Raw genomic sequence first — 11602 nt, 5'->3', positions numbered from 1 at the left:
CTGACGTTTGCCGGGCGCCATGGCGCCCGCCTTTCCATACATGGGGTGACCATCTTGTCCGAATCGCTCACCAGCCGCGTCGATCGACTCAAGGCCCTGGCCGACCAGGGGCGGGTCGGGCGCCTGCGTCGCGGCATCGAAAAGGAGGGGTTGCGGGTTGACGGCGAGGGACGCATCGCTGCCACCCCGCATCCCGCCGCACTGGGCTCGAAGCTGACCCACCCGCACATCACCACCGACTACTCCGAGGCGCTGCTGGAGTACATCACACCGGTCTATTCTCGGCCGGGCGATGCCATGGCCTTCCTCGCCGATCTGCATCGCTTCAGCTACCGCAAGCTGGACGGTGAACTGATCTGGCCGGCCAGCATGCCATCGCGGCTGGCGGGCAACGACAGCGTACCCATCGCCGACTATGGCTCCTCCAACGTGGGCCTCATGAAGCGTGTCTATCGCAAGGGGCTGGACCTGCGCTACGGGCGGATCATGCAGTCCATCGCCGGCGTTCACTACAACGTCTCGCTGCCCGACGATCTCTGGGAGCTGCTGCGCGAGCTCGAGGGCGATTTGGACACCCCCCTTCGCGACTACCGCTCGGCGCGCTACTTCGGCCTGATCCGCAACTTCCGCCGCCATAGCTGGCTGTTGCTCTACCTGTTCGGGGCATCGTCGGCGCTGGACAGCAGCTTCCTGCCGAGCGGCGAGCTGCCCGAGAAGCTTCAGCGGCACGACGAGGACACCCTGGTGTCGCGCCATGCCACCAGCCTGCGCATGTCGGACCTGGGCTACCAGAACAAGGTCCAGGAGCAGCTGAAGATCTGTTTCAACTCGCTCTCCAACTACGTCAATACCCTGCGCCACGCCATTGCCACACCCTGGCAGGACTACAGGAAACTGGGCGTCAAGGAGGGCGATGAGTGGCGCCAGCTCAACGCCAACATCCTGCAGATCGAGAACGAGTACTACAGCGACATCCGCCCCAAGCGGGTGACACGCCACGACGAGACCCCCAGCCAGGCGCTGGAGGCCCGCGGCGTGGAGTACATCGAGGTACGCTGCCTGGACCTCAACCCCTTCCTGCCGCTGGGGGTGGACGAGCCCCAGATCCGCTTCATCGACACCTTCCTGATGTGGTGCCTGCTCAGCGAGAGCCCCTGGATTCCCGACGAGGAGTGCGATCGGCTGGACGACAACCGCCGCCTGGTGGTCGAGCGCGGCCGGGACCCGGCGCTGCGCCTGCTGCAGGATGGCCGGCACCGCTCCATCGCCGACTGGGGCGGCGAGATCGTCGCCGAGATGATGGCGGTGGCGGAACTGCTCGACCGGCTGGAAGAAGGCGAGCCCCACGCGGAAGCGCTGGCGGCCTTGGCGCCACGCCTGGAAGATCCCGCCCTGACGCCCTCCGCCCGTCTGCTGGCACGCCTCGAATCGAGCGGTGAATCCTTCGTCGAGGTCATGCTGGGCCTCGCCCGGGAACAGGCTAAGGACTTTCGCGACACACCCATGGATCCGGCCCGGGAGGCACTCTTCGACGAGCTGGTGACGACCTCCCAGATGCAGCAGGATGACCTGGAGGCGCTGGAGACAGAGGACTTCGACGCCTTCCTGGCCCGCTACTTCGAACGAGCCCGTGAGGTGCGAAGTATCACGCCGCTACAGACGGGAGAAACCTCATGATCGATGACCTGCGGCGGCTTTCCGTGCGCGACTGGAGCCTTGCGGGCCTGGCATTCTGCGTGCTGATGATGGCCGTAGCCCTGGGGCTCGAGCACCTTGTGGGGCTGGAACCCTGTCCGCTGTGCGTCTTCCAGCGGGTGGCCGTGCTGGCCGCCGCGGCGGTGTTCCTCGTCGCCGCGATCCACAACCCCGCCGGGCGCCTGGGGGCGGTGATCTACGGCCTGCTGTCGCTGGCCGCCGTGGGTGGGGGCATCGCCGTGGCGGGGCGCCACCTTTGGCTGCAGTCGCTGCCGGCGGATAAGGTTCCGACCTGCGGACCCGGGCTCGATTACATGATGGAGATTCTGCCCCTGCAGCAGGTGCTGGCCCAGGTGCTATCCGGCTCGGGAGAATGCGCCGAGATCGACTTCCTGCTGCTTGGCATCTCGCTGCCGGGCTGGACCCTGGCCGGTTTCCTGGTGCTTTCGCTGGCCCCGCTGGGCCTGCTGCTGGCGGCCAACCGCCCGCACCGCGGCTATCGCTGGCTGGGCTAGGCAGAACCATGCGCTATCGCAGCCTGGCCACTCAAGAGGAGATCGACCGCGCCTACGATCCCATGCGGGGACGCGATCCGGCGCCCCTTCTCGAGGGCTGGCGCGCGCGTAGCGTGGCGTCCCGAGAACGCCACCGGGTGACCCTCGATGTGCCCTACGGGCCGACGCTTGCCGAGCGCATGGATATCTTCCATGCCGAGGGTGTGGGGGAGGAGAGAGCGGAGGGCGAGGCCCCCTGTCACCTCTTCTTCCACGGCGGCTACTGGCGTTCGCTCAGCCACAAGGAGTTCGGCTTCGTGGTGGATGGTCTGGTGGCGTCGGGGATCACGGTGGCGGTGGTCAACTATGCGTTGTGTCCGACGGTGCGCTTCTGCGAAGTGGTTCGTCAGAGTCGCGCGGCGCTGGCATGGGTCCATCGCAATGCGCCGTCACTGGGGGTCGACCCGGGCCAACTCAGCATCTCGGGGCACTCCGCCGGTGGGCACCTCTGTGCGGGATGCTGCTGGCGACCGACTGGGAAGGAGAGTATGGCCTGCCCAATGACCTGATCCGCGGTGCCCTGTCGATCAGCGGCCTCTATGACCTGGCGCCCTTTCCCTGGTCATGGCTGCAGCCCAAGCTGCAGCTCACCGGGCGCGACGTGATCGACTACAGTCCCGTTCTCCAGCTCTGCCATGTTCCGGCCGAAGTTCGACTGGTCGCCGGTGGGAAGGAGTCCAGCGAGTTCGCGCGCCAGATGCAAGACTACGCCGAGCACCTGAGCGGGCAGGGCATCGGCGTCGAGTCGGCCGTGTTGGAAGGCGATGACCACTTTTCGCTGCTCGACCATTATCGCCCCGGTGGGCGCTTCGTCGAGGGCATCACCGCCTTCCATTCCTGAGCGCAAAGGGCAGTTAGACACCCAGGTAGCGGTCGCGGACACCGCTGTCCAGAGCCTCGGGCGGCCCCGTCCAGGCCGTGCGTCCCTTTTCCAGGATGGTGCAGCGGTCGACCACCGGCAGCAGTTCACCCAACGACTTGTCGACGATCAGGGTCGACTGCCCCTGCGCCTTGATCACTCTCAGTGCCGACCAGATCTCCTGGCGGATCACCGGGGCCAGGCCCTCGGTCGCCTCGTCGAGCACCAGCAGACGGGGATTGGTCATCAAGGCGCGGCCGATGGCCAGCATCTGCTGCTCTCCGCCAGAGAGGGTGGCGGCCATCTGGCGGCGCCGCTCGGCGAGCTGTGGGAAGAGGCCCTCGACGCGCTCCCGGGTCCAGGGGCCGGGGCGGGCGGTGACGACCAGGTTCTCGCGCACCGAGAGGTTGGGAAAGCAGCGGCGCCCCTCCGGCACCAGCCCCAGGCCGCACTGGGCGATGCGGAAGGCCGGCAGGCGACGCAGGTCCCGCGACTCGAACACGATACGCCCGCTTCGGGCTGGGGTCAGACCGAACAGCGAGCGGATGGTGGTAGTCTTGCCCATGCCGTTGCGCCCCATGAGGGCTACCATCTCGCCGCCCTCGACATGGAGGCTGACGCCAAACAGCGCCTGGGACGGCCCGTAGAAGGTCTCGATGTCGGTGATCTCGAGCATTTCACTCTCCCAGGTAGGCGTCGCGGACCCGCGGGTCCCGGCGGATGGTGGCGCTGTCACCATGGGCGATGACGCTGCCCGCCACCAGCACGGAGATACGATCCGCCAGCCGGAACACGGCGTCCATGTCGTGCTCGATCAGCAGGATGGGGACTTCCTGTTTCAGGGTCTCGAGCAGTTCGGTAAGCCGTGCTGTCCCCTCGGGGCCGAGGCCCGCCATGGGCTCGTCCAGCATCAGGGCCCGGGGTTTCAGTACCAGCGCACAGGCCACCTCCACCTGGCGGCGCTCGCCATGGGAGAGTTCCGCGACCGGCGTGTCGGCACGGTGAGCGAGGTGCATGCGCTCCAGGGCCGCGCGAGCGGGATTCAGCAGGCTCGCGTCGCTGTCCACCGGTCGCCAGAAGCGGAAGCTGTGCCCCTGCAATGCCTGGGCGCCGATCATCACGTTGCGCAGCACGCTGAGAGGCTCGGCCAGGCACGAGACCTGGAAGCTGCGGCCCAGGCCGAGGCGAGCCCGTCGGGCGACCCCCAGGGCGGTGATGTCGCGTGCCCCCAGGTGGATCTCGCCGGCATCGGGCCTGAGGCTGCCGGCGATCTGGGCGATCAGGGTCGACTTGCCGGCGCCGTTGGGGCCGATCAAGGCATGGATTTCGCCGGCGCTCAGCTCCAGCGACACGTCGTGGGTGGCCTGCAGGGCACCGAAGCGCTTGTGCAGGCCGGAGATCGACAGCACGCGCTCACTCATGGCGCTCCCTCCCGGCCAGCCAGCCGATCACGCCCTGCTTGGCGAACAGCACCACGCCCAACAGCAACAGGCCGAGGAAGAACTGCCAGTATTCGGTCAGCCCGCCCAGCAGGGTCTCCATCATCACGAAGAGGATGGATCCCGCGAGCGGCCCATAGAGGCGGCCGACGCCCCCCAGGATGACGATCACCATCAGCTCGCCGGAGAGGTGCCAGCTCAGCATGGAGGGGCTGACGAAGCCGTTCAGGTCTGCGTAGAGGGCACCGGCCAGCCCGGTGATCATCGCCGAGATGACGAAGGCCACCAGCCGGATGGGAAAGGGCGAGATGCCGGCGGTGGCCAGGCGAGTCTCGTTGAGCCTTGCCATGGTCAGGGCGGCCCCGAAGCGTGACGTCATCAGCCGCGAGGTGAGTGCCAGCGAGAGCACCAGAGCCGTGAAGCAGATCAGGAAGAAGCTCAGGGCGTCGTTGGTATCGATACCGGGCAGAGCGTTGCGCAGGTAGATCGGCAGGCCATCCTCGCCGCCGTAGTCGGGCCAGGAGTTGGCGAAGTAGTAGGCCATCTGGGCGAAGGCCAGGGTGATCATGATGAAGTAGACCCCGGTGGTGCGCAGCGAGATGGCACCGATCGCCAGGGCGAGCAGGCCGCAGAGCAGCACGGCCGCCAGCCAGATCACCAGCATGTTGTCGCTGCCGGGAAGGCCCATCACCAGGCTGCCGTCGAACGCATGGTGGGCGCTGATGCCGGTCACATAGCCGCCCAGGCCGAAGTAGGCGGCATGGCCGAAGCTGATCATGCCACCGAAGCCGATGGCCAGGTTAAGCCCCACGGCGGCCATGGCCACCAGGGCGACACGGGAGGCGAGGTTGACGTAGTAGATCTCGCCCAGCAGGTGGGCCGCGATGGGGGCCAGCAGCATCAATGCAAGCAGTACACCGTGTACCAGTCGCCGGCGGTTCAGCCAGTGGCTCCCGCCCGCTGGACTCGCGGCGGGTGCGGTCGTCGAATGGGGCCTAGTCATGCGCGGCAAAGAGTCCCTTTGGTTTGAAGGCGAGAATCACCGCCATGAGGATGTAGATCAGCATGGCGGCAAGGGCCGTTCCGGCACCGGCGGCCTCCGAGGGGCTCATGAACTGGCCGAACAGGGCGGGAAGGAAGACCCGGCCCAGGGTATCCACCATGCCGACCAGCAGGGCACCGAGCAGGGCACCCTTGATGGAGCCGATGCCGCCGATCACGATCACCACGAAGGCCAGGATCAGCACCGGCTCGCCCATGCCCACCTGCACCGACTGCAGGGCGCCGACCAGTGATCCGGCCAGGCCCGCCAGGGCGGCACCCAGGGCGAATACCAGGGTGTAGAGCCGCCGGATGTTGACGCCCAGGGCGCCGATCATCTCGCGGTCGCTCTCGCCGGCGCGGATACGCATACCCAGCCGAGTATGCGCGATCAGCAAATAGAGGCCGGTGGCGACCACCACCCCCACGGCGATGATCACCAGCCGATAGACGGGGTAGCGAGAACCGCCGGGCAGGGCCACCGACCCGCTCAGCGCCTCGGGGGGGCTGAGCCATAGCGGCGAGGAGCCGAACAGCCAGCGGGTGCCCTCGGAGAAGATCAGGATCAGCGCGAAGGTGGCGAGGACCTGATCAAGGTGCGAACGCCCGTAGAGACGGCGTATCACCAGCAGTTCGACGATGGCGCCTGCCGCTGAGGCCGCCATGACGCCGGCGGTCAGGCCCAGCAGGAAGGAGCCGGTCGAGGCGGTTGTCAGCGCGGTGACATAGGCGCCGACCATGTAGAAGGAGCCATGGGCCAGGTTGATCAACCCCATGACGCCGAATACCAGGGTCAGGCCGCTGGCCATCAGGAAGAGCATGGTACCGAGCTGCAGGCCGTTGATCAGTTGCTCGATCAGCAGGGTAACGGTCACGTCAGGTAATCTCTGGAATAGCGTGAAGAGTGAAGAGTGAAGAGTGAAGGGGTGAAGAGTTACCCCTCACCCCTCACAAGCCGCGCAGCGGCGCTAACCTCTCACTGGCCGCAAGGCCTACATCTGGCACTGCTCAGCATAGACGTCCTGGATGTCCTCGACGGCGATACCGACCAGGCGGTTGGTCGGCTCGCCGTCCTCGCCCTCGACCACCTCGCGGACATGTATGTCCTGGATCGGGTGGTGGTTCGGGCCGAAGCGGAATTCGCCACGTACCGAGTCGAAGTCGGCCGCGCGCAGGGCTTCGCGGAAGGCGTCCTTGTCGCTCGGATGGGCCTTGTCCAGGGCGCTCAGGATCAGGCGGGCGGTATCGTAGCCCTGGGCCGCATAGAGGGTCGGCATGCGGTCGTAGGCTTCCTGGAAGCCCTCGACAAAGGCCTGGTTGGCCGCGTTGTCCAGGTCATAGGCCCAGTGCGAGGTGTTCATGGCGCCGATCGCGGCGCTGCCCACCGCCTTGATGATCGTCTCGTCGAACGAGAAGGCCGCCCCGAACACCGGCATCTCCACCCCCGAGTTCTCCCACTGCTTCATGAAGGAGATGCCCATGCCTCCGGGAAGAAAGAAGAACAGGCTGTCCGCATCGCTGGCGCGGATCCTGGCGATCTCCGCGGCGTAGTCGGTCTGGCCCAGCTGGGTGTAGATCTCGTCGGCGACCTCGCCCTCGAAGAGGTGCTTGAAGCCGGCCAGGGCATCGGTGCCGGCAGGGTAGTTCGGCGCCATCAGCAGGGGGTTCTCGAAACCCTGCTCGCGCATGTAGGCACCCATCGCGCCATGCAGGTTATCGTTCTGGTAGGCCGCGTTGAAGTAGTTCTCGTGGCACATCTTGCCGGCGAGCGCCGAGGGGCCGGCATTGGGTGAGAGGTAGAAGGTCCCCTGGCGGACGACCGAGGGCACCACGGCCATGGCCAGATTGGACCAGATGATGCCGGTCAGGATGTCGACCTGATCACGTTGCATGAACTCGTTGGAGAGTGACTTGGCGATGTCTGGGCGGCGGGCGTCGTCCTGGATCAGCACCTCGATGTCGTCGCGATCCGCCTTGTCCATGGCGAGCATGAAGCCGTCGCGGACATCGACGCCGAGATGGGAGCCGCCCCCCGACAGGGTGGTGATCATGCCAATCTTGACGTCCTCGGCCTGGGCCGTGGCCACGGCGGTCGTCATCAGTAGGCCGAGGCCGGCGCGGGTCAGCGTGTTCATGGAAATCCCCTCCAGAATTCTGTTGGTGTCATGGCGGCTGCACAGTGATGGCGACTGTGAACACAAGATGCCGATGTAATGTACTACGAATGCCGCGTTGAGCTCTCCACGCTCCCCTCGCGGTGCCGAAAGAGCGCACGCCCTGCCCATCCTCGTGGCCAGGTCGCGGCGACTCAAGCGCGATCTCGGCAATGCCATTGCAGCAGGATTGACAGCGGGCTCGGCAGGCGCGAGTCTGGCATTTCGCGGCTCGAGTTCCCCGAGTGGCTGGCCGCATCGGGCAAGGGAGGCACCCATGCTGGAAGACTGCAAGAATGCCCTGGAGCGCTGGGGCGGCGTTCACGAGCTGATCGATCGCTGGCTGCACGAGCGCCGAGAGCTGCTGATCCATTTCGCTGCGCTGAAGCAGGCCTGTGATGCCGAACTCGAGACGGTGAACTCGGAGCGCGTCAACACCTTCAGCGAGGTGCTGATGGACTATATCAGCGCTGGCCACTTCGAGGTCTATCCGCAGTTGCGGGAAGAGGCGAAAGCCTTCGATGACCACCAGGCCCTGGAACTCGCCGACCGTCTGCTCGAGCGCCTGGAGATGTCCACCGAACTGGTGCTCTCCTTCGACCGCGACTACGACAGCCCTGCTCGTGCCGAGCACCACCTGCGTCGACTTCCCGCCTGGCTCGATCGCCTGAGTAGAGGGCTCAGCGAGCGCTTCAACCTCGAGGACCAGCTGATCGCCCGCCTGCACGCGGCCCATGCGCCGGATGCCTCTGTCGTGGAGCTGCGCTCATACGAGGAGTGAGGGGTAATCTCTCACTCGTCACACCCTCACCGCCCCTTCGGGCCCAGCACCAGCATGCAGGGCGTGAGCAGCAGGGTCAGGCCGGTGGCGAAGATCAGGCCACCGGCGATGGCGCTGGAGAGCTGCGTCCACCACTGGGTGGAGGGCGCGCCCAGGCCTAAGCTCGGGGTGATCAGGTCGACGTTGACGCCCAGCACCATGGGCATGAGACCCAGTACCGTTGTTACGGCGGTGAGCAGCACCGGCCGCAGGCGCAGGCCACCGGCCTCGAGAGCCGCCTCCCTGGAGGAATACCCTTCGCCGCGTAGTTGATTGTAGGTATCGATCAGCACGATGTTGTTGTTCACCACGATCCCCGCCAGGGCAATGATGCCCATCCCTACCATGACGATACCGAAAGGTTGGGCATTGGCGAGCAGGCCGAGCAGCACCCCTGCGGTGGAGAAGACGATGGCCGAGAGCACCAGTGCCGCCTGGTAGAGGCTGTTGAACTGGGTGACCAGAATCAGCGCCATCAGGCAGATCGCCACCAGGAAGGCTGTGGCCAGGAACTGCATCGCCTCCTGCTGGTCTTCCTGCTCGCCGGCCACATTGACTCTCACCCCCTCGGGAGGCTCTTCCATGGCTGCCCTCAATGCCGCCAGGCGCTCGTCGGGGCGCTGCTCGGCGGTGACATCGGCCTCCAGGGTGATGGCTCGGCGGCCGTCGATGCGGTGCAGGGTGCCTACCTTGGGAGCGGGTTCCAGCGAGACGAAGTGCGAAATCGGCACCTGTCCGCGGGGTGTGTTCAGCGTCAGGCGGCCCAATTGGTCCAGCGAGCGAGTCCCCCGCGGCAGGCGCACCCGGATATCCACCTCGTCGTTGACCCCGGCCGGACGGTAGCTGGCCACCTGCAGTCCGGTGGTGATCAGCTGCACGGCACTGCCTACGCTTGCCACGTCGGTGCCGAAGCGGGCGGCCGCCTCGCGGTCCACCTTCACCCGCCACTCGACGCCCGGCAGGCTGCGGTTGTCCTCGATGTCGCGAAAGCCGCCCAGTTCGACCATGGTCCGGCGCAGCGAGTTGACGACCTGATCGGCCCGGTCCGGGTTCTCGGCGCTGATCTCCAGCACGATGGGCTTGCCGCCGGCCGGCCCCGACTCCTGTTCGCGGAATTCCAGTTGGATGCCCGGCAGATCGCGGGTGCGTTCGGCCATCTCGGCCAGGATCTCGCTTGCCGGGCGGCGTTTCTGCCAGTCGATCAGCTGGAACTGCAGCACCCCCACCACGTCGCTGCCGAGTTGCTGGTCCGGTACGGCAAAGGAGCGCGCATACAGTGCCTGGACCTCGCTCATGCCGGTGAGGCGCGCCTCGACGCGTCGCACCACGGCATCAGTCTCCATGGCGGAGAAGTCGCCCCGGGCGCGCACCAGCACCTGGGCGGTGTCGGGTTCGACGCTGGGAAAGAATTCGACGCCGTGGTTGAAGCGGGCGTAGCCGGTGTAGATCAGGGCCATCAGCAGCAGGGCGACCACCAGCGTGAGGCCCGGCCGGGCGAGCAGGCGGGCCAACAAGGTGCGGTAGAGCCGGCCGCCGGCGGTGATCAGCTCGGTGTCGCGGGTGGCGGCAGTGCGCCGCACGCCGAAGACACCGCCCAGGGTGGGCAGAAACACCAGTGCCATGGCCAGTGACGCCAGCAGGCAGAGGATCACCGTGATGGGCAGATACTTCATGAACTGGCCCACCACGCCGGGCCAGAACAGTAGCGGCACGAAGACCGCCAGGGTGGTGGCGGTGGAGGCGATCACCGGCCAGCTCATGCGCGTGGCGGCCTGAACCCACGCCTCACGCGGCGGCTGGCCCTGGCGCTGGTGGCGGTCGGCCAGCTCGCTGACCACGATGGCGCCGTCCACCAGCATGCCGGCGACCAGGATCAGGGCGAACATCACCACGATGTTGAGGGTATAGCCCAGTGCCCAGATCAGCAGGATGCCGGTGAGGAAGGCGCCGGGAATGGTCAGACCCACCATCAGCGCCGAGCGCAGGCCCATGGCGGCCAGGATCAGCACCAGCACCAGCACCACCGCGGTGACCACGTTGTTGAGCAGCTCCGAGAGGATGTCGCGTACGGTCTCGGACTGGTCGAGGATGGTAGTGACCTCCAGCTCGTCGGGCATCAGGTCGCCAGCCTCGTCGAGCAGCCCCTGCACCTGGGCCACGGTGGCGATGATGTTGGCGCCGGCACGCTTGGAGATCTCCAGCACCAGGGCCGGCTGGCCGTCGATGCGGGCGAAGCCCTCCGGGTCCTTGAAGGTGGGGCGGATCCATGCCACGTCGCCGAAGGTCACCACCCGGTCGCCGTCGATCTTCACCGGCATCGCCATGACGTCCTCGAGGCGTTCGATGATCCCCGGCACCTTGAGCGCCTGACGGCCGGCCCCGGTGTCCAGGCTGCCCGCCGCCACCAGGCGGTTGTTGCGGCTGAACAGGTTGAACAGGGTGTCGAAGTCGACTCCATAGCTGTTGAGCACCAGAGGGTCGACGACGACCTCCAGCAGGTCTTCGCGGTCGCCGCCGATGTCCACTTCGAGCACCGCCGGAATGCCCTCGATTTCCTGCTGCAGGCGGCGCGCCACGGCCAGTCGCCGGCGCTCCTCCAGCGGCCCCGAGAGGCCAATGGAAAGTACCGGGAAGAGCGCCACGTTGACCTCCATGACGCGTGGTTCGTCGGCCTCGGCGGGCAGCTCAGCGCTGGCGATGTCGACCTTCTCGCGGACGTCGGTCAGCGCCTGGTCGGGATCGAAGCCGGCATCGAACTCCAGAGTGACGGCGGCACGGCCCTCGCTCGCCTGGGCGGTCATCTTGCGCAGCCCTTCGATGCTGCGTAGTTCCTGCTCCATGGGGCGCACCAGCAGCCGCTCACCATCTTCGGGGCTGACGCCCTCCAGCGACATCGCCACATAGATGATGGGGATGGTGACGTCGGGGTTGGCCTCCTTGGGGATCGCCTGCCAGGCGGCCAGCCCTGCCAGCAGTAAGGCGACCAGCAGCAGCAGGGTGGTGCGTGAGCGATCCAGTGCCGCCTCGATCAGGGCGCGCAT

General features: G+C 66.7%; 11 protein-coding genes. 5 read left to right on the top strand and 6 right to left on the bottom strand.

All coding sequences use genetic code 11. The annotated features are described in order from the left end of the window. Positions 1 to 54: 54 nt before the first annotated feature. Genes gshA through U5L98_RS13985 form a run of 4 tightly spaced genes read left to right on the top strand, consistent with a single transcriptional unit; the run spans position 55 to position 3090 of the window. Complete coding sequence (gshA, locus tag U5L98_RS14000; protein WP_322558874.1) at positions 55 to 1677, top strand: glutamate--cysteine ligase; 1623 nt, start codon at positions 55 to 57, stop codon at positions 1675 to 1677. After that, complete coding sequence (locus U5L98_RS13995; RefSeq protein WP_322558873.1) at positions 1674 to 2210, top strand: disulfide bond formation protein B; 537 nt, start codon at positions 1674 to 1676, stop codon at positions 2208 to 2210. The genes gshA and U5L98_RS13995 overlap by 4 nt, the downstream gene beginning before the upstream one ends. Positions 2211 to 2218: 8 nt before the next feature. Continuing rightward, a complete protein-coding gene (locus tag U5L98_RS13990) occupies positions 2219 to 2758 on the top strand; it encodes an alpha/beta hydrolase (protein ID WP_322558872.1) in 540 nt (179 codons plus the stop codon). After that, a complete protein-coding gene (locus tag U5L98_RS13985) occupies positions 2707 to 3090 on the top strand; it encodes a hypothetical protein (RefSeq protein WP_322558871.1) in 384 nt (127 codons plus the stop codon). Before U5L98_RS13990 ends, U5L98_RS13985 begins: the two co-directional genes overlap by 52 nt. A 13-nt stretch (positions 3091 to 3103) precedes the next feature. Here the strand turns inward: U5L98_RS13985 and U5L98_RS13980 are convergent, their stop codons facing one another. From U5L98_RS13980 to U5L98_RS13960, 5 genes are all read right to left on the bottom strand, one after another. After that, positions 3104 to 3784 carry an ABC transporter ATP-binding protein gene (locus tag U5L98_RS13980; protein ID WP_322558870.1) on the bottom strand — a complete coding sequence of 227 codons (681 nt, stop codon included), beginning with the start codon at positions 3782 to 3784 and terminating at the stop codon, positions 3104 to 3106. A 1-nt stretch (position 3785) separates the two neighbouring features. Next, positions 3786 to 4529 (bottom strand): ABC transporter ATP-binding protein, encoded by a 744-nt coding sequence (locus U5L98_RS13975; RefSeq protein ID WP_322558869.1) that lies wholly within the window; start codon positions 4527 to 4529, stop codon positions 3786 to 3788. Next, positions 4522 to 5550 carry a branched-chain amino acid ABC transporter permease gene (locus tag U5L98_RS13970; RefSeq protein ID WP_322558868.1) on the bottom strand — a complete coding sequence of 343 codons (1029 nt, stop codon included), beginning with the start codon at positions 5548 to 5550 and terminating at the stop codon, positions 4522 to 4524. Before U5L98_RS13970 ends, U5L98_RS13975 begins: the two co-directional genes overlap by 8 nt. Further along, positions 5543 to 6463, bottom strand: a complete 921-nt coding sequence (locus U5L98_RS13965) for a branched-chain amino acid ABC transporter permease (protein ID WP_322558867.1) — start codon at positions 6461 to 6463, stop codon at positions 5543 to 5545. The genes U5L98_RS13970 and U5L98_RS13965 overlap by 8 nt, the downstream gene beginning before the upstream one ends. Before the next feature lie 117 nt (positions 6464 to 6580). Further along, positions 6581 to 7723: an ABC transporter substrate-binding protein gene (locus U5L98_RS13960; protein WP_322558866.1), complete on the bottom strand. Its 1143-nt coding sequence runs from the start codon at positions 7721 to 7723 to the stop codon at positions 6581 to 6583. Positions 7724 to 8018: 295 nt separating this feature from the next. Here U5L98_RS13960 and rsd point away from each other — a divergent pair, with 295 nt between their 5' ends. Further along, positions 8019 to 8522 (top strand): sigma D regulator, encoded by a 504-nt coding sequence (gene rsd, locus U5L98_RS13955; RefSeq protein WP_322558865.1) that lies wholly within the window; start codon positions 8019 to 8021, stop codon positions 8520 to 8522. A gap of 26 nt (positions 8523 to 8548) precedes the next feature. On the opposite strand, the gene U5L98_RS13950 is transcribed toward rsd, so the two are convergent. Then, positions 8549 to 11602, bottom strand: a complete 3054-nt coding sequence (locus tag U5L98_RS13950) for an efflux RND transporter permease subunit (protein WP_322558864.1) — start codon at positions 11600 to 11602, stop codon at positions 8549 to 8551.

This window comes from Halomonas sp., assembly GCF_034520545.1.
GTDB lineage: Bacteria > Pseudomonadota > Gammaproteobacteria > Pseudomonadales > Halomonadaceae > Halomonas.
Note: the sequence above shows the minus strand (reverse complement) of the source record. Positions and strands in the feature narration are given on the sequence as shown.